The following is a 22,581-nucleotide window of genomic DNA, read 5'->3' as shown; positions in this document are numbered from 1 at the left end:
GGATGACCGTGACGAAGCCTGATCGCGAACCCTCGCTGCTCGAACGAGCGGCCAAGGTGTATGATTTCAACGCGCACGCCCGGCTGCGCGGTACCATCGTGCCGACTCCGCCGCAGGTCGACGCGCCGCTGGTTGCGCCCGTGGTCCCCCCTGTCGTCGAGGTGCCGGAAACCGAGTTGCCGAAGCTCGAAACGCAGGTCGAAGAGATGCCTGTTGCGGCGTCTGCGCCGGTATCCGAGACCGAGCCGTCGCACGAATTCGTCGATCCCACCTTCCTCGCGATCCCGGAAGAACTGCGCGCGCCGGTCGGTGACGAGCTTCCCGACGAATTCTACCTGCCCGACGAAGCATCCGACACCGTGCGGATCGATCGCGGGATGCTGGCGGCGAACGGCATGATCGTCCCCGGTGCGCCCGTCGGCCCGCTTGCCGAGGAGTTCCGGCTGATCAAGCGGCAGTTGCTGATCACCGGCGCGCGGATCGCGGAGAGCGGGAGCGCCGACAAGGCGCGCATGATCCTGGTCTGCTCGGCGCGCCCCGGCGACGGCAAGACGTTCTGCGCGATCAACCTCGCGCTCTCGATCGCGGCCGAGCGTGATACCGAAGTGCTGCTGGTCGATGCCGACGTCGCCAAGCCCGATGTCGTCGCGCAGCTTGGCCTCACCGATGGCCCCGGACTGCTCGATGCGCTGGGCGATACCCGGATCGACGTCGAGGATCTCGTCATCCAGACCGACGTGCCGCATCTCTCGATCCTGCCTGCCGGGTCCAAGACCAGCATGGATACCGAACTCCTCGCCAGCGCGCGGACCAAGTCGGTGATCGCGCGCCTGCTCGAGGCCAATCCGCGCCGTGTCGTGATCTTCGATTCGCCCCCTGCGCTGGCGGCGTCGCCGGCATCGGTGCTGGCGATGCGGGTAGGGCAGGTGATGCTCGTCGTCCGCGCCGACCACACCCCCGAGAACGAATTGCGGGCGGCAGTGAACCTGCTCGACGGGTGCGAGCATATCCAGCTCGTGCTGAATGCCGTGTCGTTCGTCCAGGGCGGTGCGCGGTTCGGCAGCTATTACGGGCATGCGTCGTGATGCGGACACTGCACACCAGGCGTATGGCCCGGAAGTTGGCGTTGATCGCCGGCGGTTGCGTGCTCGCGGCACTGCCCGCCACGCCGGTCGTCGCGCAGGCCGATCTGCCGACGCAACCCGCGCAATCGTCGCGCCGCATCACGATCAATCCGTATGTCGAGGCAAACCAGACGCTGTCCGCCGATCTCAACGGTGGCGACGTGCTGACCTATACCAGCCTCGCCGCCGGCGTCGACGCGGCGGTCCAGACCCAGCGTATCTCGGGCCAAGTCAGCTATCGGTACGAGCATCGATTCGGCTGGGGCGATCGTCTCGGCGACGACGATATCCATTCGGGCCTCGCGCGCGTCGATGCGCGCGTCACGCCGAACCTCACGCTTGAGGCTGCCGGTATCGCCACCCGGTCGCGCTCCGATATCCGCGGCGCGGCGCCGGGCGTCCTCGTCGGCAATGTGAGCAACGTCAGCCAGATCTATTCGGTCTATGCCGGCCCCAGCTTCACCAGCAACGCCGGCCCGGTGGCACTGAACGCGAACTACCGGCTCGGCTATACCAAGGTCGATACGCCGACGTTCGGCGATGCGGGCCTGGGCGGGCAACGGCTCGATTATTACGACGATTCGATCGGCAACACCGTGACCGCCAGCGCCTCGGTGCGCCCCGGTGCGATCGCTCCGTTCGGGCTCACGGTCAGCGGCGCTTACGACCGCGAGACCGCCAGCCAGTTGAAGCAGCGTTACGAGGGCTATTACGGCCGCGGCGACATACTCCAGCCGATCTCGCCCTATGTCGCGCTCACCGCCGGCGTCGGTTACGAGAAGATCGAGACGAGCCAGAAGGATCCGGTCGTCGACGCGACCGGCACGCCCGTGCTCGATCGCGACGGTCGCTTCGTCACCAACGAGGCATCGCCGCGCCGCGTCGCCTATCGCACCGACGGCATCTATTACGACGCCGGCGTCGTCTGGCGGCCCAATCGCCGGACCTCGGTGGAGGGGCATGTCGGGCGCCGCTACGGATCGCTCAGCTACACCGGCACCGCGACCTATCAGGCATCGGACTCCGTCGGCCTCGCGGTCAACGTGTATGACGGCGTGCAGACCTTCGGCCGTCAGCTCCGGACCGGCATCGGCAATTTGCCGACCAGCTTCCTGAGCGGCAACCAGCAGGGTTTCGGCCAGCAGTTCAATGGCTGCGTGTTCGGCTCCACGGGTGCGCAACCCGGCGGCTGCCTCAACGACGTTTTCCAGTCGATCTCGACCGCCAGCTACCGCGCACGCGGGATCGACGGCGTGATCTCCGCCACGCGCGGGCGCTCAACCTGGGGCGCGGGCATCGGCTATGCCAACCGCAAGCTCTATGCGCCGCGGCTCGCGCCCGGCTTGGTCGTCGCGGGTCTCGACGACGAAAGCTATTACGGCCAGCTCTTCTACACGCGCAGGCTGACCCCGGTTTCCGGCGTCAACGCCGACCTGTTCGTCAATTATTACGACAGCGGCGTCGACGACATCACCGGCGATACCGGCGTGTGGTCTTACGGCGGGACGGGGACATATTTTCACAATTTCGGGCGTCTCGGCACCACCGCGTCGCTCGGGCTTTACAGCTTCAAGGTCGGCGACCTCGACAGCGACTGGTCGGCGCAGGCGCTGATCGGTGCGCGGTACCAGTTCTGAAGGCAAGCAGCTTATGTACGATCAACATTATGGACTGACGGGTCGGCCTTTCCAGCTCACCCCCGATCCCAAATTCTGGTTCGAGACCGCCACCCACCGCAAGGCGATGGCGTATCTCGGCTATGGTCTGGCGCAGGGCGAGGGCTTCATCGTCATCACCGGCGATATCGGCGCGGGCAAGACGACGCTCGTCGGTCATTTGATGGACACGACCGACCTTCAGCGCCTCAACGCGATCAAGCTGGTCTCGACCGCGATCGAGGCGGACGACCTGCTGCGGATCGTCGCCACCGACCTCCAAGTCGATCCCGCCGGCCTGAGCAAGGCCGAACTGCTGACCGCGATCGAGCGCGGGCTGCACGCGGTCGCGCGAACGGGAAAGCGGACGCTGCTGATCGTCGACGAGGCGCAGGCCTTGCCCGTCGATGCGCTCGAAGAACTGCGGATGCTGTCGAACTTCCAGGCCGGCGGCCACGCGCTGCTGCAGATCGTCCTGCTCGGCCAGCCCGAGTTCCGCGACCGGCTCCACGGCTCGGAGCGTCTCGAACAGCTCCGCCAGCGCGTGATCGCGATCCACCATCTCGAGCCGATGGAGGAGCATGAGGTCTCCGACTATCTCGCGCACCGCCTGACGGTGGTCGGCTGGACGGGGAACCCCGATTTTACCGAGGACGCCTTCGCGGCGTTCTTCACCGGGTCGGCCGGTGTGCCGCGTCGCCTGAACCAGCTTGCCGGGCGCGTGATGCTTCACGCGGCGATCGACGACCTCACGGTGATCGACGGCGATACGGTGCAGGCGGTGCAACGTGACCTTGAGGGCGACCTGCCAATGATCGCGCAGGACCGGGGAAAAGGTGCGCATGACGCGCACGAACCGCGCGAACCTATGTTCACGCCGCATGCTGACACGCCGAGCACCGATCCTGCGGTCGAGGAGCGGCTCGCTGAACTCGAGGCGCGGGTGGACATGCAGGACAAGGCGCTACGTCGCGTGCTGACGCTGCTGGTCGACTGGGTCGAGGGCGACGATACCAAGCCGGAATACGCGCCGATCCGCGGTGTGGCCGCCTGGCACGATGCTGCCTGAAATGCCTGTTCTCAATGGCATGTCCGTCGATGTTGAGGACTGGTTCCAGGTCGGCGCGTTCGAGAAGGTGATCGACAAGGCCGACTGGGACACGCTCCAGCCGCGCGTCGAGGCCAACACCGACGCCGTCCTCGCGCTGTTCGCCGAGCGCGATACGAAGGCAACGTTCTTCACTTTAGGCTGGGTCGCGCATCGCTATCCGGCGCTGATTCGGCGAATCGTCAATGCGGGGCACGAGATCGCCAGCCATGGCTGGGATCATCAGCGTGTCTTCACGATGACGCCGGACGTGTTTCGCGCCGACCTCACACGTGCTCGGACGGCGATCGAGGATGCGGCGGGGACGAAGGTTACGGGGTATCGCGCGCCGAGCTTCTCGATCGACCAGCGGACGCCTTGGGCGCACGTCGAACTTGCCGAGGCGGGCTATGCCTATTCCTCTAGCGTCGCGCCGGTGAAGCACGACCATTACGGCTGGCTCGATGCGCCGCGCTACGGGTTCAAGCCGCTCGCCGACAGCGCCCTGATCGAGGTCCCGGTGACGGTCGCCAAGTTCGGCGAGCGCAAGCTGGCGACCGGCGGCGGATTCTTTCGGCTGCTTCCGGCGGCGATCACTGATCTCGCGGTGCGCCAGGTCAATCGCGAAGACCGACCGGCGATGTTCTACTTTCACCCGTGGGAGATCGACCCGTCGCAGCCTCGAGTCGACGAGGCACCGATGCGGTCGAAGATCCGCCATTATTCGCGGCTCGGGGCGATGGCCGGCAAGTTGCGCGGACTGCTTGGCCGGCACGATTGGGGCCGCGTCGATACGGTCGTCGCGCGCGAAGCGGCGCGACTGGCGTGACTGCGCCGATGCCTGTCGGCGTTCGCGAAGTCGACCTTCGCGATACGGTCGAGTGCGCGCGGATCACGGCGTTCGTTGAGGCTAGCGATGGTGCCACGCCGTTCCATCTGCCAGCGTGGAGCGTCGCGGTGCAGGACGGTTGCGGCCAGCGCGCGCATTATCTGGTTTCGGAGAGCGAAGGCGCGATCGACGGTGTGCTGCCGTTGACCGAGATGCGCTCGCCACTGTTCGGGCGCGCGTTGGTGTCGACCGGGTTCGGTGTCGATGGCGGCGTTCTTGGAGGTGCGGTCGAACCGCTGTCGGCGGCGGCTTGGAACCTTGCGCTGCGGGCCGGCTGCCCCTCGGTCGAGTTACGCGGCGGTCCTGCGCCAAGCGGCTGGGATAGCGACGACACCAGCTATCTCGGCTTCGTTCGCGACCTGGCTGCGGATGACGATGCGGAACTGCTCGCGATCCCCCGGAAGCAGCGCGCCGAAGTCCGCCGTGCGCTCGGCTTCGACCTTGAGATCGTGATCGGCAACGACCGGAAACTGCTCGCCGAGCATTACCGGGTTTACGCGGAGTCGGTTCGCAACCTCGGCACACCGGTCTTTCCCGCCAAGCTTTTCCGCAGCGTTACGAGTGTGATGGATGCCGATATTCTTACCGTTCGACACAAAGGTCGTGCGGTAACCAGCGTCCTGAGCCTGTATTTCCGCGGCACGGTCTATCCCTATTGGGGCGGCGGGACCGACGCGGCGCGAGGATTGCGCGCCAACGACCGGATGTATTTCGCGCTGATGGCGCATGCGCGCGCGCGCGGTTGCACGCGGTTCGATTTCGGACGTTCGAAGACCGGTACGGGGGCGGCGGCGTTCAAGAAGAACTGGGGATTTACGCCCGAACCGCGGCTCTATGCCAAGCGCAGCAACGGGCCAGCGCGCGAGGTGAACCCGCTGAACCCGAAATACGCGCTGATGGTGCGGACGTGGAAGAAGCTACCGCTCTGGGCGGCCAACGCAGCAGGACCGTGGATTTCCCGAGGCCTGGGGTGAGCCTGCTCTTCCTCGCGCACCGCATCCCCTTTCCGCCCGATCGCGGCGACAAGATCCGCAGCTTCCACATTCTCCAGTATCTGGCGAAGCGAACGCCGGTGCATCTGGTGGCGTTCGCTGACGACGAAGCCGACTTCGATCCGCCTGCGATGTTCACGGATATGCTGGCAAGCTACACGATCCTGTTGCGCGAGAAGTCGCAGAAACGTGCGGCGGTCGAAGCACTCGTAGCCGGTAAGCCGGTCTCGTTGACCGCCTTTGCGAGCGCGGCGATGCAGGACGCAGTCGATCGCGTCTTGCCCGAGGTTAGCGGGGTCTACTGCTTCTCCGGCCAGATGGCGCAGTATCTGCCGGTTGGCGGTCCGCCGGTCGTGATGGATTTTGTCGACGTCGATTCGGCCAAGTTCGCTGGTTTTGCCGACGACGCATCGGGGCCGATGCGGTGGATGATGCGCCGCGAGGCTCGGCTGCTTGGGGCGTTCGAGCGCGAGGTGGCGGGCAGAGCGTCGGCAAGCCTGTTCGTCAGCGAAGCCGAAGCTGCGCTGTTTCGAGACGGTGGTGCAACCGGACGGATCACTGCGATTGAGAACGGCATCGATTCAGCGAAGTTCGATCCGGCAGCCAACTTTGCCCGCCAATCTTCCCCCCTCCCTGAAAGGGAGGGGCCGGGGGTGGGTCGGCTTCCGCAGACGCAACCGGTCGGGACACAAGCGGGCCAACCCACCCCCAACCCCTCCCTTCCAGGGAGGGGGGCAGAAGCGTTGATCGTCTTCACCGGCCAGATGGACTACCGGCCCAACATTGACGCCGTCATCTGGTTCGCACGCGACATCCTCCCGCTCGTGCGCCAACGCTATCCCACCCACTTTGCGATCGTCGGCCGTGCGCCGAGCGCCGCCGTTCAGGCGCTCGCGAGCGATCACGTCACCGTCACTGGCGCGGTCGACGACGTCCGAGGCTGGCTCGCCGCCGCGGACGTCTGCGTCGCCCCGCTGAAACTCGCCCGCGGCATCCAGAACAAGGTGCTCGAAGCGATGGCGATGGCGCGCCCCGTCGTCGCCTCGACGGCCGCTGCCGAAGGCATCGATCATGCCGGCACGATCCGGATTGCCGCGACCGCGCAGGAATTTGCGGAACGTATCTGCGAACTGCTCGAAGCGCCAGACGCCGCTGCAACGCTCGGCCAGTCCGCCCGCGCGCAAGTCATCCGCCGCTATGGCTGGGACGCCCGCCTCGCGCCGTTGGACGCGCTGCTCGGCCTCCCGGCATGACCGCATGGCGTCGTCACGGCATCGCGCTCGCGGTCGTCGCGGCGCTGATACTCCTGACGTTCCGAAGCGATGTCGCCGATCTCGCGCATATCTGGTGGACCAGCACCACCTTCGGCCACTGCCTCTTCATCGGCCCGGTGATCGCATGGCTCGTCTGGCAACGCCGTGCCGAGCTCGCGCAACTGACCCCGACCGGTTGGTGGCCCGGCCTAGCACTCGTCGCGATCGGCGGGTTCGGCTGGCTGATGGGAGACGCCGCTTCGGTCGGGTTCGCGCGCCAACTCGGGCTCGTCATGATGCTGCAAGGCGCGGTCGTGACGATCCTCGGCCCCAACGTCGCGCGAGGGTTGCTCTTCCCGCTCTCCTACGCGTTCTTCCTCGTGCCGTTCGGCGAGGGTCTCGAACCGCCGCTCCAAACCGTCACGGTCGCGATCGTCATGCCGTTGCTCCACCTCGTCGGCGTACCCGCGGTGGTCGACGGCGTGCTGATCCATGCCGGGCGCTATTACTTCGAGGTCGCCGAGGCCTGTTCGGGCGCCAAGTTCGTCATCGCGATGGTCGCGTTCGGGGTGCTCGTCGCCAATCTCTGCTTCGTGTCGTGGAGGCGCCGCGCGGTTTTCCTCGTCGTGTCGGTCGTCGTCCCCGTCATCGCCAATGGCTTTCGTGCGTTCGGCACGATCTGGGCGGCGGATCTGACTTCGGTCGAGGCGGCGACCGGGATCGATCATATCGTCTATGGCTGGGTGTTCTTCGCGCTGGTCATGGCGAGCGTGCTGGCGATCGGCTGGCGCTGGTTCGACCGTGCGCCGGACGACCCCGCGTTCGATCCGGTGAAGCTTCAGGCCACACCACGCAACCGGACCGATCTAGCCATTGCGACGGCGTTAGTCTTAGCCGCGGTTGCAGTGTTCCCAGCGTGGAGCGCGGCAGTCGCCAGCCGCGCGCAGCCACTCCCCTCGCATATCGACCTTCCCGAGATCGCCGGCTGGCACCGCGTGCCCGTCAGTACGCACGCGCCGTGGACGCCCTCTTACCCAGGCGCGGACCATTATCTGTTCGGCCGCTACGCCGACGCGACCGGTGCGCAGGTCGACATGAGCATCGCGGTGTTCGGCAGCCAGCACGAGGGCAAGGAACTGATCGCCTACGGGACCGGCGTGCTGCGCGAGGAAGATCGCTGGGTCCGCGTCGCCGACCTGCCCGATATTGCAGGGGGAAGCGTCATGCGGATCACGGCGCCCGGACCCGTAGAGCGGATCGTCGCGACGTGGTACCGGGTCGGCGACACGACCACGCAGGACGAAACGCTGGTGAAGATCGAGACGATGAAGGCGCGGTTGCTCGGGGGGCCGCAACGCGCGGTGGCGATCCACCTGTCGGTCGAGGGCGCCGATCCACGCCCGATCGCGCGCTTCCTGGCCGCGCTCGGACCGATCGCGCCGATCGCCGATCACGCCGCGGGGATGCGCTAGATGTGCGGCATCGCCGGGATATTCCACCCCGGTACCCCGAAGCCGGTCGACCCGAACCGCGTCCACGCGATGATCGCGGCGCTGTCGCATCGCGGCCCGGACGGCGACGGCATCTGGACCGCGCCGGGCGTCGGTCTCGGCCATCGCCGCCTGTCGATCATCGACCTCGAAGGCTCGCCGCAGCCGATGTCCGATGGCTCGCTGACGATCACGTATAATGGCGAGGTCTATAACTTCGCCGAACTGCGCGACGAATTGACTGCCAAGGGCGCAATCTTCCGGACGTCCGGCGACACCGAAGTCCTGTTGCACGCGTGGCGCGCCTGGGGGCCGTCGATGCTCGATCGGCTGAACGGCATGTTCGCCTTTGCGATCCATGACACCGCCGCGCACACGCTGTTCCTCGCGCGCGACCGGATGGGCGTGAAGCCGCTCCATTATGTCGAGCTGGCCGACGGATCGCTGGCATTCGCGTCCGAACTGAAGGGTCTGATCGCGCATCCACAACTCCGCCGCGTACCCGATCTGGGCGCGGTCGAGGATTATCTTGCATTCGGGTATGTCCCCGATGATGCCTGCATGGTCGCGGGCGTAAAGAAGCTTGCGGCCGGGCACTTCCTGCTGGTCGAGCGCGGCAAGTCGGTCCCGCAGCCGCGCAAATGGTGGGACGTCGACTTCTCGAATCGCGCGACCGGCTCTGCCAAGGCGCTGGGCGAGGAACTGGTCGACCGGATGCGCGCCGGCGTGCGGTCGCGGATGGTCGCCGACGTGCCGCTGGGTGCGTTCCTGTCGGGCGGGGTGGACAGCTCAGCGGTCGTCGCGCTGATGGCGGAGGCGAGCCCGAAGGCGGTCCGCACCTGCACGATCGGGTTCGACGAGGCCGGGCATGACGAGCGAAGCTATGCCGACACCGTCGCGCGCCGCTTCGCCACCGATCACCGCGAGCGCGTCGTCCAGTCAGGCGATTTCGGGCTGATCGATACGCTGGTCGCTAGCTTCGACGAGCCCTTCGCCGATGCGTCCGCGCTCGCCACCTATCAGGTCTGCGCGCTCGCTCGCGAGAGCGTGACCGTCGCGCTGTCTGGAGACGGTGCGGATGAAGCGCTCGCCGGATACCGTCGCTACAAGTTCCAGTCGGTCGAGGAGCGCGTCCGCGGCTTGCTGCCGTCGCATCTCCGCGCCGACGTCTTCGGGACGCTCGGCCGCTGGTATCCGAAGGCCGACTGGGCGCCGCGGCCGCTCCGCGCGAAGTCGACGCTGCTCGCGCTCGCGCAAGGCGGCGGCGAGGCCTATGCGCGCTCGGTCGGCGTCACTACGCCCGAACTTCGCGCGCAGCTGTTCAACGCGGGCGCTCGCGCGAAGCTCGGTGGGTACCGCGCCGAGGATCGCTATGTCGCGACGATGGCGAACGCGCCCGCGCGCGACGCGATCGACCGCGCGCAATATGCCGACATCAAGCATTGGCTGCCCGGCGACATCCTGACCAAGGTCGACCGCACAAGCATGGCGGTCGGCCTCGAAGCGCGCGAACCGTTGCTCGACCACCGCCTGATCGAATTTTGCGCGACGCTGCCGGTGACCATGCGGTTGCGGCGCGGCGAGGGAAAATGGCTGATGAAGAAGGCGATGGAGCCGTATCTGCCGCGCGACATCCTCTATCGCCAGAAGATGGGCTTCGTGACGCCGATCAGCGCGTGGTTCCGTGGCGCGCTGGCGGGGGAAGCGTCGGCGCTCGCCAAGTCGCGCACGCTCGGCGAGACGGGGTGGTTCGACATGGCGACGCTCGCGCGGATCGCGGACGAGCACCGCATGGGGCGTGCTGAGCATGGTCGGACGTTGTGGCAGTTCGTGATGCTCGAGCGGTCGATGAAGCGGATGTTCGGGTAGGACGGCGCGAATCCTCCCCCGCCAGGGGGAGGTGGCACCGAAGGTGACGGAGGGGGAGGACACCGAACCAGCGTTTCGCGTACCTCCCCCTCCGTCTGGCGAGTGCCAGCCACCTCCCCCTGGCGGGGGAGGATTAGGGGTTTAGAACAACCCTTCGATCAGCCCGTCGTCGTTCAACCGGATCGCTTCCGCTGCCGGCACGCGCGGCAGGCCCGGCATGGTCATGATCTCTCCGCAGATCGCGACGACGAACCCGGCACCGGCGGCGAGGCGGACTTCACGCACTGGCACGATGTGCCCGGTCGGCGCACCGAGCAGGGCAGGGTCGGTCGAGAAGCTGTACTGCGTCTTGGCGAGGCAGACGGGCAGGTGACCGTATCCGGCATCCTCCCAGCGCTTCAACTGCACGAGGACGCTCGGTTCTGCGACAGCATGCTCGGCGCGGTAGATGCGGCGGGCGACGGTATCGATCTTGTCGAACAGCGACAGTTCGTCGCCATAGATCGGCGCGAACCCGCCCCCGTGCGCGTCGCAAAGTTCGGCGACCGCATCGGCCAACTCGACCGCACCGGCGCCACCCTCGGCCCAATGGCGACACAGGATCGCGCGCGAGCCGTGGTGCGCGGCGGCCTCGACGATCGCGGCGATCTCCGCATCGCTGTCGGTGTAGAAATGATTGATCGCGACGACCGCGGGCACGCCGAACTGGCGGATGTTCTCGATATGCCGGACCAGATTGACCGCGCCGCGACGGACCGCGTCGACGTCTTCGCGTGCCAGGTCGGCCTTGGCGACGCCACCGTTCATCTTCAGCGCCCGCGCGGTCGCGACGATCACGACCGCGTCGGGGGCAAGGCCAGCCTGGCGGCATTTGATGTCGAAGAACTTTTCCGCGCCGAGATCCGCGCCGAAGCCCGCCTCGGTCACCACGTAGTCGCCGAGCGAGAGCGCTGCCCGCGTCGCGATCACCGAGTTGCAGCCATGCGCGATGTTGGCGAACGGCCCGCCGTGCAGGAACGCCGGCGTCCCCTCCAGCGACTGGACGAGGTTCGGCTTGATCGCCTCCGCCAGCAGCACCGCCATCGCGCCGTCCGCCTTCAGGTCGCGCGCGGTGATCGGTTTGCGGTCGCGGGTATACGCCACGACGATATCGCCCAGCCGCCGCTCCATGTCCGCGAGCCCGTCGGCGAGGCACAGGATCGCCATCACCTCCGACGCGACCGTAATGTCGAAGCCCGATTCGCGCGGATAGCCGTTGGCGACGCCACCGATAGACTGGACGATATCGCGCAGCGCGCGGTCGTTCATGTCGAGCACGCGCCGCCAGACCACGCGGCGGACGTCGATCTGGAGTAAGTTGCCCCAGTGGATGTGATTGTCGATCATCGCCGCGAGCAAATTATGCGCCGCGGTTATCGCGTGGAAATCGCCGGTGAAGTGGAGGTTGATGTCCTCCATCGGCGCGACCTGCGCACGACCGCCACCGGTTGCGCCACCCTTGGTCCCGAAGCACGGGCCGAGCGAGGGTTCGCGCAGGGCGAGCACGGCCTTGCGCCCGGTATGGCGGAGCGCATCCGCGAGCCCGATCGAGGTCGTGGTCTTGCCTTCGCCTGCCGGGGTCGGATTGATCGCGGTGACGAGGATGAGCTTGCCGTTGGGCGAAGACTTGCGCGCGTTCAGCCATTCGAGCGAGATCTTCGCCTTGTACCGGCCGTAAGGCTCGATCGCGTCGTCGGGAATCTGCAGGCTCTCGGCGATGGCGGCGATAGGGTGCAGTGCGACGCTGCGGGCGATGGCGATATCGGTTTCCATGGCGCTGACCTAGCGGGGCCGGGAACGGCTTTCCAGACGATTAGGAGTCCCGAATGCAGAACGGCGCCCGCTTTGTGAAGCGAGCGCCGTCTGTAATCCGCCGTCGGAAGGACGCCGTATGATTACATCGTCTGCAGTTCGGTGATGTGCGTCTGGACGACTGGCACGATTCCGGCTGCGACAGTCTTCAGGTCCGCCACGGTGCCCTTGTCGGCATAGCCCTGCTGCAACGTCAGCGCCTTGGCATGCGCCGCCTTCTGCTGCGTCACGTACAGCCGATCGCGCGCCGTGCCCTTTGCCGCGCGAAGTGCCGCGACGTTCTTCGCGCCCATCGGATCGAGCTTGGGTGGTGCGACCTTCACATGCGCCGCCATCGCCGCGGCCTTCACGTCCTCGGTGCTCTTGGTGTGATCGGTGATCATCATCTGCGCGAAGCTCTTGAGCTTCGGATTGGTGGTCGTCTCGAGCAGGATCTGGCTCGACGTCTTCTCGTACAGGTCGCCGGCGCCGGCCTTCATCACATACGTCGAGGCGGGCATCGGCGCCTGTGCGGAGACGGCGGCGATCGGCAGCGCGATCAGCGCGGCGGCAGTCAGAAATCGTGTCATGGTGTTCTCTCCTGTTGAGGCTTTCGGTCAATCGTTCGCGGTACCGGGCTCAGCCATCTTGCGGTGCATCTCGGCGAGCACGGCGTTGGGCGTGACGTTGGCGATCGCCGACTGGACCTTGTTCTTCCAGCCCGACACGACCGAGGCCTTGCCGGACATCAGCGCGTCCCAGCCGTCCTTGGCGACGTCCGCCGGATCGCTCTTCTTGGGATCGCTGCCGACGTCGGTGTCGAGCATGTGCGCGCGGTCGAAGAATTCGGTATCGACCGGGCCGGGCATCAGGTTGGTCAGCGTGACGCCGTCCGCATCCTTGATCTCGTTCTGGATCGCGGCGACGAAGCTGTCGACGAAGCTCTTCGTGCCGTTATACACCGCCTGGAACGCGCCGGGGATGTAGCCTGCGATCGACCCGGTCACGAGCACCTTGCCGGTGTTGCGCGCGACCATCGGCGGCAGCACCTTTTGCAACAGATACGCCGTGCCGACGACGTTGGTGTCGACGACCTTGCGCCACTCCGCCAGATCCTGATCGAGGAACGCCTTGCCGAGCCCACGCCCTGCGTTTGCGCAGACCAAGTCGATCGTCCGGCCGTTCGTGGCCGCAAGCAACTCGTCGACGCCGTCGATCGTCGACAGGTCGGCCTGGAGCGACTGAACATCGGTGCCGAACTGCTTGAAGTCTTGCGCGGCGGCGTCGATCAGGGGTTCGTCCGCCACGACGAGAATGTCGTAGCCATCCTTCGCCGCCAGGGTCGCCAGCTCGAAACCGATACCGGTCGACGCGCCGGTGATAATTGCGAATTTATCAGCCATTGTCAGTCATCCTCAGTTGAAGCCGGGCTTGAGCACGACCTTCGTCACTTCGTTCTGGTTGTTCTTGAACATGTCGTAGCCCTTGGGCGCGTCCTCCAGATCCATGCGGTGCGAGATCAGGAAGGTGGTGTCGATCTTGCCCTCCATGATCGCGTTGAGCAGCGCAGGCATGTAGTGCTGGACGTGCGTCTGGCCGGTCTTGAGCGTCAGCCCCTTTTCCATCAGCGCACCGAGGGGGAACTTGTCGATGAACCCGCCATAGACCGCCGGCATCGACACGCGACCGCCCTTGCGGCAGGCGATGATAGCCTGCCGGATCGAGTGTGCGCGATCGGTCCCGAGGAAGGTCGAGGCCTTGATCTGGTCGACGACGTTGTCGATGAAGAAGCCGTGTGCCTCCAAGCCGACGCTGTCGATCACCGCGTCGGGGCCGATCCCGCCGGTCATGACCATCAACGCTTCGTATACTGCCGACTGCTCGTAGTTGATCGTCTCGGCGCCGAACTTCTTCGCGAGGTCTAGGCGGTGGGGGAAGTGGTCGATTGCGATCACGCGCTCGGCACCCATGAGGAACGCCGACTGCACCGCGAACAGCCCGACCGGACCGCAGCCCCAGACCGCGACCGTGTCGCCGGGTTCGATCTGCGCGTTCTCCGCCGCCATCCAGCCGGTCGGCAGGATGTCGGAGAGGAACAGCACCTTCTCGTCGTCGACACCGTCGGGGATGACGATCGGGCCAACGTCGCTGAACGGCACGCGGACATATTCCGCCTGTCCGCCGGCATAGCCGCCAGTCATGTGGCTATAGCCGAACAACCCGGACATGGGCTGGCCATAGATTTCCTGCGCGATATCCTGGTTGTCGGCGGGCAGGCCGTTGTCACACGCCGAATACTGATGCTTACCGCAATGATAACAGCTGCCGCAGGCGATCGTGAACGGGACGACGACCTTCTGGCCCTTCTTCAGCGTCGACTTCGTGCCGACCTCGACGACTTCGCCCATGAATTCGTGGCCGAGGATGTCGCCAGCCTGCATCGTCGGGATATAGCCGTCGTACAGATGCAGGTCGGAACCGCAGATCGCGGTCGCGGTGACCTTGATGATGCAATCGCGCTGGTTGACGATTTCGGGATCGTCGACCGTATCGACGCGGACGTCGTGCTTACCGTGCCATGCCAAAGCGCGCATCAGCGTCGCTCCTCAATAAGAATCGCGCGCATCAGGCCATCTCCTCTTCATGCTGCCTGCGGTTCATCGCGGAGGTAGCGATCTCGCCGGTTTCCATGAGTTGCTTGAAGCGGCGCAGGTCCCGACGGGCCTGAATCGCAGGTTCGCGCTGGAACATTTTGGCGATCAGCTTGCCGATCACGCCACCCGGCGGATCGTACAGGATGGTCGCGACGACCACCGTGCCGCGCGCGCCCGCATCGCGGAACTCGACGCGGCCGCTGTTAGGCACATCGGCGCCGTCCTCCGACGACCATGCGATGAAGTTGTCCTGCGCTTCGTCGGTAATCGCCGACATCCATTCATAGGACTTTCCCGCTGGACCCTTGACCACCCAATGCGAGCGGCGCTGGTCGAGGACGTCGATACGCTCGACATTCTCCATGAAGGTGGGAAGGTTTGCGAAGTCGCGGAAATAGGCGAACAGTTCGGCGACCGGGCGATTGATCGTAACCGCACGGGCAACGATGCTGCTGCCCTTGCCGTCCGCAAGGTCCTGCGTAGCGTCCGCTACGGCGTCGCTTCGCTTGGACGTGCTTAGTGGAGCATCATCTCTGGGATCGCTTTCAGTCATCACCGTCTCCTGGCTGCGAAGTCCTTCCAACAGTGTCCGAAGACCTATGTTCCGCTGCCTTGGTCTTGAACTTGCAAGACTTGATATCGATCAGGACATTCGGCCCCGGGCGAAATCCACCCAGTGTCACGAAGTTTACATCGTCACATTCGGGAAGCGGCGTTCGTTACACGCGCACGCCAATCTTGGGGGGTTTTGGCCGCTGAGAGATGTAAACATACCTACACGTCGATCATCGCAGCAGACGAGGATCGCCCGTGACCTACCAGACGCACATCGCCCAGTTGACCAACCTCATCGCTTACCAAAACGGCACGTGGGACGCGATCTCACCAGAGTCCGTCGCGCGGATGCGGTTGCAGAACCGGTTCACCACGGGCCTCGACGTCGCGCGCTATACCGCAGCGATCATGCGCAAGGACATGGCAGCCTATGACGCGGACCCGGCGCACTACACACAGTCGCTGGGCTGCTGGCATGGGTTCATCGCGCAGCAGAAGATGATCAGCATCAAGAAGCATTTCGGCACCACCGACCGCCGGTATTTGTACCTGTCGGGCTGGATGGTCGCGGCGATGCGCAGCGAGTTCGGCCCGTTGCCCGACCAGTCGATGCATGAGAAGACCACCGTCCCCGCGCTGATCGAGGAACTCTACACCTTCCTCCGCCAAGCCGATGCACGCGAACTCGGCATGATGTTCCGCGACGTCGACGCCGCGCGCGCATCCGGTAACGCGATCGAGGAACAGCGGCTGCTCAACGCGATCGAAAACCACCAGACGCACGTCGTGCCGATCATCGCCGACATCGATGCGGGCTTCGGCAATGCCGAGGCGACCTACCTGCTCGCGCGGAAGATGATCGAGGCGGGGGCCTGTGCGCTCCAGATCGAGAACCAGGTCAGCGACGAGAAGCAGTGCGGGCATCAGGACGGCAAGGTCACCGTGCCGCACGAGGACTTCCTCGCGAAGGTCCGCGCCTGCCGCTACGCGTTTCTCGAACTCGGCATCGAGGACGGCATCATCGTCACGCGCACCGACTCGCTCGGCGCCGGCCTTACCAAGCAGATCGCGGTCAGCAAGGCAGCGGGCGACCTCGGCGACCAGTACAACTCGTACCTCGATTGCGAGGAGATCGATCCGGCGACCGCGCAGAACGGCGACGTCATCCTCAACCGCGACGGCAAGCTGCTCCGCCCGAAGCGCCTCCCGTCGAACCTGTTCCAGTTCCGCGCGGGGACCGGCGAGGATCGTTGCGTGATGGACTGCATCGCGTCGCTACAGAATGGCGCCGACCTGCTGTGGATCGAGACCGAGAAGCCGCACATCGAGCAGATCGCCGGCATGGTCGACCGCATCCGCGAGGTCGTTCCGAACGCCAAGCTCGTCTATAACAACTCGCCGAGCTTCAACTGGACGTTGAACTTCCGCCAGCAGGTGTTCGATGCCTGGTCCGCCGAGGACAAGGACGTCTCCGCCTACGACCGCGCGCGCCTCATGAGCGTCGATTACGACGGCACGACGCTCGCCGACGAAGCCGATGAACGCATCCGCACCTTCCAGGCGGACTCAGCGAAGCGCGCGGGAATCTTCCACCATTTGATCACGCTGCCGACGTATCACACGGCGGCGCTCTCGACCGACAACCTCGCCAAGGAGTATTTCGGCGATGCGGGGATGCTCGGTTATGTGAAGGGCGTTCAACGCAAGGAAATCCGCGAGGGCATCGCCTGCGTGAAGCACCAGAACATGTCTGGTTCGGATCTTGGCGATGACCACAAGGAGTATTTCGCGGGTGAGGCGGCTCTGAAGGCTGGCGGCGCGCACAACACGATGAACCAGTTCGCGGCCTGACGCCCAAGCCGGAGCGAAAGCTCCGGCGCGGCCCCGCGGCAGGCCCGGCCGGCGGGGCAAAAGCCCCGTCCGACGACGCGGCTTTGCCGTGGCGCGAGCCTAGTTTCGGGAATTTTAGCTGAAACAGGCAGTTCTTCCGACGATCCTTCCCTTGGCGGGGGAGGATCGTTTGGTTGTGACCGGTTTACTCCGCCGGGTCCACCCGGTCCGCCGCGAGCGGTTCCACCAGCGCCGTCTCGCCAAGCGATGCCAGCACCGCCGCCGTCAGCGCGTCGAGCCCGTACGGCTTCTCCAGCATGATCGCATCCGTATCGCCCTGAACTGACGCGGTATCACCGCTCGCGAACACGATCCCGACACCCGGTCGCAGCGCGCGCGCAGTGCGGGCGAAGTCCGGTCCCGACACGCCGGGCAAGTTGATGTCGGTCACCAGCGCGTCGATCGGCACGGTCTGAAGCGCGGTCATCGCGTCCTCCGCGCTCGCCGCGTCGACCACTACGAAGCCACTGCCTTGCAGCATCTCGGCAGTGTTCGCGCGGATCATCTCGTCGTCCTCGACCAGCAGGACGGTGCGCCGCGCCGATGCGTCCAAGCGTCGATCCGCCTCGATCCGCGCATCGCGCGCGACCTTGGCGGCAGGCGAGTCGCCGCGCTGCCGATTGGCCAGCACTTCGCGGAATTTCCGTGCCAGCGCCTCGCGCGAATACGGCTTCGACAACAGGTCGACGCCGGCATCGAGCTTGCCGCCGTGCACGATCGAGTTCTCGGTATAGCCCGATGTGAACAGCACCACGAGATTGGGCAGCCGCTCCTTCGCCTTGCGCGCGAGTTCCGGGCTTTTCAGCGTTCCGGGCATCACCACGTCGGTGAACAGGATGTCGATCGGCACGCCGCTCTCGACCACGTTGAGCGCGCTGGCCGCGTCGACCGACTTCAGGACGCTGTAGCCGAGATCGGTCAGCAGTTCGACGACGGTGGTGCGGACCTCGTCGTCGTCCTCGACCACCAGCACGGTCTCCGTGCCGCCGCAGATCGGCCCCGCATCGGCGACGACCTCGACGTCCTCGCTCTCCATCGCGCGCGGCAGATAGAGCTTGATCGTGGTGCCTTCGCCGACCTCCGAATAGATCTTCACATGGCCGCCGGACTGTTTGACGAAGCCGTAGACCATCGACAGGCCCAGGCCCGACCCCTTGCCTTCGCTCTTGGTCGAGAAGAACGGCTCGAACACCTTCTCGATGATCTCGGGCGACATGCCGCTGCCGGTGTCGGACACCGCTAGCAGGACGTACTGCCCGGCTTCGACCTCCTCGTGGCTGCGCGCATAGGCGTCGTCGAGGTGGGCGTTGCCGAGTTCGATGGTGAGTTTGCCTTGGCCATCCATCGCGTCGCGCGCGTTGATCGCGAGGTTTAGCAGCGCGTTCTCGATCTGCGCGGGGTCGATGAAGGTGTTCCAGAGGCCACCGCCGACCACGGTCTCGATCTCGACGCCTTCGCCGATCGCGCGGCGCAGCATGTCGTCCATGCCGCGCACGAACCGTGTGACGTTGACGACCTTCGGCTCCAGCGCCTGGCGACGTCCGAATGCGAGCAGCTGCGAGGCGAGCTTCGACCCGCGCGTGACGCCGGCCATCGCGTTGGCGACCCAGCGTTCCGCACGCTCGTTGCCGGCGAGGTTCTTGCCGAGCAGCTGGAGATTGCCCGAGACGACCTGGAGAAGATTGTTGAAGTCGTGCGCGACGCCGCCGGTGAGCTTGCCGACGGTCTCCATCTTCTGCGATTGCGCGAGCTTGGCTTCGGCCTCGCGGCGCTCGCCGATCTCGGCGATCACGCGCGCCTCCAGCGTCTCGTTGAGCTGGCGTAGCTGGTCCTCGGCGCGCTCGCGGTGGCGGACCTGGCGGGCGAGCGCTTCGGCCTGTTCGCGCAACGCGGCCTCGGCGGCGCGCTGGTGCGTGATGTCGGTGTGGACGCCGACCCATTCGATGACTTCGCCGCCTGAATCGAGGATCGGCAGGCTGCGTACGGCGAACGTGCGCCATGCCCCGCAATGGCGGCGAACGCGGTGTTCGAATACGAACATCGACTTGTTCAGGACGGCGGTGGTCCACGCCTTGATCGTCGATGCGACGTCGTCGGGGTGGATCGCGTCGGCCCAGCCGAAATTCTGGTATTCGTCGATCGACTGGCCGGTGAGCGTCGCCCAGCCGGGTTGCTCGCCGATCATCCGACCATCCGGGCTGTTGGTCCAGAGCACGCCGTGGACCGCGTCCATCGCGGTGCGGAAGCGGCCGTTGCTGATGCCGAGTGCGGCCTCGCGTTCAGCCCGGTCCTCGACGTCGATCCCGAGCACGTAGATACCGGCGACCGAACCGTCCGCCTGGACATGCGGGACATAGCGGAATTCGGAGCGGCGCGGACGGCCGTCGCGGTGCGGGAAGACGGTCTGCGCGATGAAGCTCTCGCCGGCCAGCGCACGCTCGAACGAGGGGCGGCGATCCTGGTACACCGCGTCGCCGAGTACCTCGCGGACGGGTTTGCCGATCATCGACTCCGGCGCGACGCCGAGCCATTCGTCATATTGCGCGTTGGCGAGACGGTAGACGTGGTCGCGGTCTATGTACGAGATCAGCATCGGCACGGCGTCGGTGACGCGGCGGAGTTCGGCTTCGCTGGCGGCGAGGCGGTGCTCGGCTTCGACGCGGCCGCTATTGTCGACCATCGTGCACAGGACGCCGCCGACAGTGCCACCGGCGCAGTAGACGGGCGTGTAGAACAGATCGAGCGTCAGCGTTTCGGGGCCTTCGGGACGCTGGAACAGGATCGGCTGGTCGCGGTAGGCGACGGTCTCGCCGCGGAGGCCAGCTTCGAGGACGGCGCGGTTCCAGTCCCACACCTCGGGGAACGCGGTCGCGACCGGGCTGCCGAGCGCGGCCGGGTGGCGGTCGCCGGCGACGGCGCGGTAGCTGTCGTTGTAGAGCATGATGTGCTCGGGCCCCCACATCACGACCTTGGCGACGGGCGAGTTGAGGATGTTGGCGAGCGTGACGCGGAGTTCGGCGGGCCACGAGTCGATAGGGCCGAGAGAGGTCGCGCTCCAGTCGCGCTGGCGGACGAGCATCCCGCATTCGCCGCCGCCGATCAGGATTTCGGCGGGCTTTTGCAGGGCATCGCGGTCGCGCATCTGCTGGAGCGCGGTGCGGACGATCGCGGCTGCGTCGCCATGCCCTCCGTCGGTCAATTCGTCGATGTAGCTGCCGAGGTCTGCGGGCAGGGAAATGGTGCGCGACGAGTCAGGCGTTGTCATGCCGGACTAGTGAGTATCGCGCGCACGCCTGTCAATGATTAGAGGTGTGGGGGAGGGGGCGGATCGCGCATCCATCCGGGCATACCCACTTAGCTCCACCCCGGCGAAGGCCGGGGCCCATTTGGGGGACGTCGCTAACGGAGCGTTGCCCTTCGTTACGACCACCTTTCCAACTGGGCCCCGGCCTTCGCCGGGGTGGTGGCCGGTAAGCCGGGATGGTGGCGAGTAAAAAGCGTTCGAACCCAAGCATGTTTCCCCGCGAAGGCGGGGACCCAGACTGGGCTCCCGCCTTCGCGGGAGAACAAGGAAGGGCGCCCTGCCGTTCGGCAGCGCGCCCTTCCTTCTCTCATCTGATCAGCCCTCGGTGCGCGGCAGGCCGAGCGGGTTGTCGTGCTTGACCGCCTTCGGCAGCAACGCGTCCGGCAGATCCTGGTAGCAGACCGGGCGCAGGAAGCGCTCGATCGCAGCCGTACCGACCGAGGTCGTGCGCGGGTCCGATGTCGCGGGGAAAGGCCCGCCATGCACCATCGCAGGAGCAACCTCGACGCCGGTCGGCCATCCGTTCGCGAGGATGCGGCCCGCCTTGCGCTCGAGCACCGGCACCAGTGCCGCGGCGTCGGCATAATCGCCTTCGTCGATCTGCAGCGTGATCGTCAGCTGACCCTCGACCTGTTCGAGAACCTGGCGGACCTCGGCGAGGTCGGCGCAGCGGACGATGATCGAGGCAGCCCCGAACACTTCGTGCGACAGCGCGGGGTCGGCGACGAACGCCTTGCCGGTGGTCGAGAACAAGGCCGCACGACCGCGGTTTGCGCCCTCGGCCTCGGTGCCGCGGGCGAGCGTCTCGACCGCATCGTGACCGGCAAGCGCGGCGACGCCCTTGTCGTAGCTGGCATGGATGCCAGGGGTCAGCATGACTTGCGGCGCAGCCTCGCCAAGGGCGGCAGCGGCGGCTTCGACGAAGGTGTCGAGGTCGGGACCATCGACCGCGACGACGATGCCGGGGTTGGTGCAGAACTGGCCCGAGCCCATCGTCAGCGAGCCGACATAGGCCTTTCCGAGCGCTTCGCCGCGCGCCGCGAGGGCCGCGGGAAACAGGATCACGGGGTTGACGCTGCTCATCTCGGCATAGACCGGGATCGGCTCGGGGCGGGCTGCGGCGAGTGCCACCAGGGCCAGGCCACCGCCGCGCGAGCCGGTGAAGCCGACCGCCTTGATCCGCGCATCCTTGACCAGCGCTGCGCCCAGTTCGTTCGCGGGCCCCTGGACCAGCGAGAACACGCCTTCGGGCAGGCCGCACTTGGCGACTGCGGCCTGGATCGCCTTGCCGACCATCACCGACGTGCCGGGATGCGCGGGGTGGCCCTTGACCACGACCGGGCAGCCAGCGGCGAGTGCCGAGGCGGTGTCGCCGCCTGCGACCGAGAAGGCTAGCGGGAAGTTCGACGCACCGAACACCGCGACCGGGCCGACCGCGATGCGGCGTTGGCGCAGGTCCGCGCGGGGGGCGGGCTTACGATCGGGCTGTGCTTCGTCGATGATGACCGAGGCCCAGGTGCCGGCGCGGAGATGCTTGGCGAACAGGCGCAGCTGGCCGGTGGTACGGCCACGCTCCCCTTCGAGGCGTGGGCGGGGCAGGCCGCTTTCCTGAATCGCACGGGCGACGAGCGGCTCGTGGATCGCCTCGATCTCGTCGGCGATCGTCTCGAGGAATTTCGCGCGGGTCTCGGGATCGGTTTCGCGGAAGGTGTCGAAGGCGGCCTCGGCGAGCTTGCAGGCTTCCGCGACGTCTTCCTCGCTCGAAACGGCAAAGGCAGGCTCGATCTTCGCGTCGGTCGACGGATCGATCGCGAGGAAGGTGACGTCGCTGTCTACGGCGCGCGCGCCGATTGGGAAGGTACCGTCCATGTCAGTTCTCCAAATCAAATCGAGGGACGCGCCGACCAGGGCGGTGGTGCGTCGGGAAATCGTTGGCCAAGATACGTGCCGACCGTGAAGGTGGCGCTATCACTCCCGGACCCGTCATCC

The 22,581-nt window shown here is 66.2% G+C and carries 16 protein-coding genes; 9 read left to right on the top strand and 7 right to left on the bottom strand.

Translation table 11 applies throughout. The features are described from left to right. Positions 1 to 2: 2 nt before the first annotated feature. From AC1MH0_RS04235 to AC1MH0_RS04200, 8 genes are read left to right on the top strand one after another with little or no spacing between them, the layout of a single operon-like run. Positions 3 to 1,085, top strand: a complete 1,083-nt coding sequence (locus AC1MH0_RS04235) for an AAA family ATPase (RefSeq protein ID WP_480964847.1) — start codon at positions 3 to 5, stop codon at positions 1,083 to 1,085. 23 nt (positions 1,086 to 1,108) lie between these two features. Further along, positions 1,109 to 2,761 (top strand): TonB-dependent receptor, encoded by a 1,653-nt coding sequence (locus tag AC1MH0_RS04230; protein ID WP_426284215.1) that lies wholly within the window; start codon positions 1,109 to 1,111, stop codon positions 2,759 to 2,761. Between the two features lie 13 nt (positions 2,762 to 2,774). Then, the gene (locus AC1MH0_RS04225) at positions 2,775 to 3,848 is read left to right on the top strand and encodes an ExeA family protein (protein ID WP_480964846.1); all 1,074 of its coding nucleotides are present in this window, start codon (positions 2,775 to 2,777) and stop codon (positions 3,846 to 3,848) included. A 19-nt stretch (positions 3,849 to 3,867) separates the two neighbouring features. Continuing rightward, positions 3,868 to 4,695, top strand: coding sequence for an XrtA system polysaccharide deacetylase (locus AC1MH0_RS04220; protein ID WP_480964845.1), 828 nt, complete (start codon positions 3,868 to 3,870; stop codon positions 4,693 to 4,695). 8 nt (positions 4,696 to 4,703) lie between these two features. Continuing rightward, entirely contained in the window at positions 4,704 to 5,729 is a 1,026-nt protein-coding gene (locus AC1MH0_RS04215; protein WP_480965673.1) for a FemAB family XrtA/PEP-CTERM system-associated protein, read from the top strand. Next, positions 5,726 to 7,000 (top strand): glycosyltransferase, encoded by a 1,275-nt coding sequence (locus tag AC1MH0_RS04210; RefSeq protein ID WP_480964844.1) that lies wholly within the window; start codon positions 5,726 to 5,728, stop codon positions 6,998 to 7,000. Before AC1MH0_RS04215 ends, AC1MH0_RS04210 begins: the two co-directional genes overlap by 4 nt. After that, positions 6,997 to 8,472 carry an exosortase A gene (xrtA, locus tag AC1MH0_RS04205; protein WP_480964843.1) on the top strand — a complete coding sequence of 492 codons (1,476 nt, stop codon included), beginning with the start codon at positions 6,997 to 6,999 and terminating at the stop codon, positions 8,470 to 8,472. The genes AC1MH0_RS04210 and xrtA overlap by 4 nt, the downstream gene beginning before the upstream one ends. Beyond that, the gene (locus AC1MH0_RS04200; protein WP_480964842.1) at positions 8,473 to 10,359 is read left to right on the top strand and encodes an XrtA/PEP-CTERM system amidotransferase; all 1,887 of its coding nucleotides are present in this window, start codon (positions 8,473 to 8,475) and stop codon (positions 10,357 to 10,359) included. A 141-nt stretch (positions 10,360 to 10,500) separates the two neighbouring features. Here AC1MH0_RS04200 and AC1MH0_RS04195 read toward each other — a convergent pair whose 3' ends face one another. The 5 genes from AC1MH0_RS04195 to AC1MH0_RS04175 all read right to left on the bottom strand — a co-directional run bounded on the left by AC1MH0_RS04195 (position 10,501) and on the right by AC1MH0_RS04175 (position 15,396). Continuing rightward, a complete protein-coding gene (locus AC1MH0_RS04195; RefSeq protein ID WP_480964841.1) occupies positions 10,501 to 12,171 on the bottom strand; it encodes a formate--tetrahydrofolate ligase in 1,671 nt (556 codons plus the stop codon). A gap of 122 nt (positions 12,172 to 12,293) precedes the next feature. Next, positions 12,294 to 12,779 carry a DUF4142 domain-containing protein gene (locus tag AC1MH0_RS04190; protein WP_480964840.1) on the bottom strand — a complete coding sequence of 162 codons (486 nt, stop codon included), beginning with the start codon at positions 12,777 to 12,779 and terminating at the stop codon, positions 12,294 to 12,296. A 27-nt stretch (positions 12,780 to 12,806) separates the two neighbouring features. Further along, positions 12,807 to 13,592 carry an SDR family NAD(P)-dependent oxidoreductase gene (locus AC1MH0_RS04185; RefSeq protein ID WP_480964839.1) on the bottom strand — a complete coding sequence of 262 codons (786 nt, stop codon included), beginning with the start codon at positions 13,590 to 13,592 and terminating at the stop codon, positions 12,807 to 12,809. A gap of 12 nt (positions 13,593 to 13,604) precedes the next feature. After that, positions 13,605 to 14,783: a zinc-dependent alcohol dehydrogenase gene (locus tag AC1MH0_RS04180; RefSeq protein WP_480964838.1), complete on the bottom strand. Its 1,179-nt coding sequence runs from the start codon at positions 14,781 to 14,783 to the stop codon at positions 13,605 to 13,607. 31 nt (positions 14,784 to 14,814) lie between these two features. After that, positions 14,815 to 15,396, bottom strand: coding sequence for an SRPBCC family protein (locus AC1MH0_RS04175; protein WP_480964837.1), 582 nt, complete (start codon positions 15,394 to 15,396; stop codon positions 14,815 to 14,817). A gap of 257 nt (positions 15,397 to 15,653) precedes the next feature. On the opposite strand from AC1MH0_RS04175, the gene AC1MH0_RS04170 reads away from it, so the two are divergent. Further along, positions 15,654 to 17,249: an isocitrate lyase gene (locus AC1MH0_RS04170; RefSeq protein ID WP_480964836.1), complete on the top strand. Its 1,596-nt coding sequence runs from the start codon at positions 15,654 to 15,656 to the stop codon at positions 17,247 to 17,249. Between the two features lie 184 nt (positions 17,250 to 17,433). On the opposite strand, the gene AC1MH0_RS04165 is transcribed toward AC1MH0_RS04170, so the two are convergent. Both AC1MH0_RS04165 and AC1MH0_RS04160 read right to left on the bottom strand, forming a co-directional pair. Beyond that, the gene (locus tag AC1MH0_RS04165; RefSeq protein ID WP_480964835.1) at positions 17,434 to 20,553 is read right to left on the bottom strand and encodes a PAS domain-containing protein; all 3,120 of its coding nucleotides are present in this window, start codon (positions 20,551 to 20,553) and stop codon (positions 17,434 to 17,436) included. Positions 20,554 to 20,907: 354 nt separating this feature from the next. Beyond that, entirely contained in the window at positions 20,908 to 22,461 is a 1,554-nt protein-coding gene (locus tag AC1MH0_RS04160; RefSeq protein WP_480964834.1) for an aldehyde dehydrogenase (NADP(+)), read from the bottom strand. Between the last annotated feature and the right edge of the window lie 120 nt (positions 22,462 to 22,581).

The sequence above is a fragment of the Sphingomonas sp. AP28 genome (genome assembly GCF_056680455.1).
The sequence above is the reverse complement of the archived record's forward strand: the minus strand, read 5'-3'. Positions and strand labels throughout refer to the sequence as shown.

Coding starts and splice junctions, on each gene's coding strand:
- xrtA (WP_480964843.1), top strand. CDS start 6,997: ATGACCGCATGGCGTCGTCACGGCATCGCGCTCGCGGTCGTCGCGGCG.
- AC1MH0_RS04175 (WP_480964837.1), bottom strand. CDS start 15,396: ATGACTGAAAGCGATCCCAGAGATGATGCTCCACTAAGCACGTCCAAG.
- AC1MH0_RS04215 (WP_480965673.1), top strand. CDS start 4,704: ATGCCTGTCGGCGTTCGCGAAGTCGACCTTCGCGATACGGTCGAGTGC.
- AC1MH0_RS04165 (WP_480964835.1), bottom strand. CDS start 20,553: ATGACAACGCCTGACTCGTCGCGCACCATTTCCCTGCCCGCAGACCTC.
- AC1MH0_RS04235 (WP_480964847.1), top strand. CDS start 3: ATGACCGTGACGAAGCCTGATCGCGAACCCTCGCTGCTCGAACGAGCG.
- AC1MH0_RS04185 (WP_480964839.1), bottom strand. CDS start 13,592: ATGGCTGATAAATTCGCAATTATCACCGGCGCGTCGACCGGTATCGGT.
- AC1MH0_RS04230 (WP_426284215.1), top strand. CDS start 1,109: ATGGCCCGGAAGTTGGCGTTGATCGCCGGCGGTTGCGTGCTCGCGGCA.
- AC1MH0_RS04180 (WP_480964838.1), bottom strand. CDS start 14,783: ATGCGCGCTTTGGCATGGCACGGTAAGCACGACGTCCGCGTCGATACG.
- AC1MH0_RS04200 (WP_480964842.1), top strand. CDS start 8,473: ATGTGCGGCATCGCCGGGATATTCCACCCCGGTACCCCGAAGCCGGTC.
- AC1MH0_RS04195 (WP_480964841.1), bottom strand. CDS start 12,171: ATGGAAACCGATATCGCCATCGCCCGCAGCGTCGCACTGCACCCTATC.
- AC1MH0_RS04190 (WP_480964840.1), bottom strand. CDS start 12,779: ATGACACGATTTCTGACTGCCGCCGCGCTGATCGCGCTGCCGATCGCC.
- AC1MH0_RS04160 (WP_480964834.1), bottom strand. CDS start 22,461: ATGGACGGTACCTTCCCAATCGGCGCGCGCGCCGTAGACAGCGACGTC.
- AC1MH0_RS04220 (WP_480964845.1), top strand. CDS start 3,868: ATGTCCGTCGATGTTGAGGACTGGTTCCAGGTCGGCGCGTTCGAGAAG.
- AC1MH0_RS04225 (WP_480964846.1), top strand. CDS start 2,775: ATGTACGATCAACATTATGGACTGACGGGTCGGCCTTTCCAGCTCACC.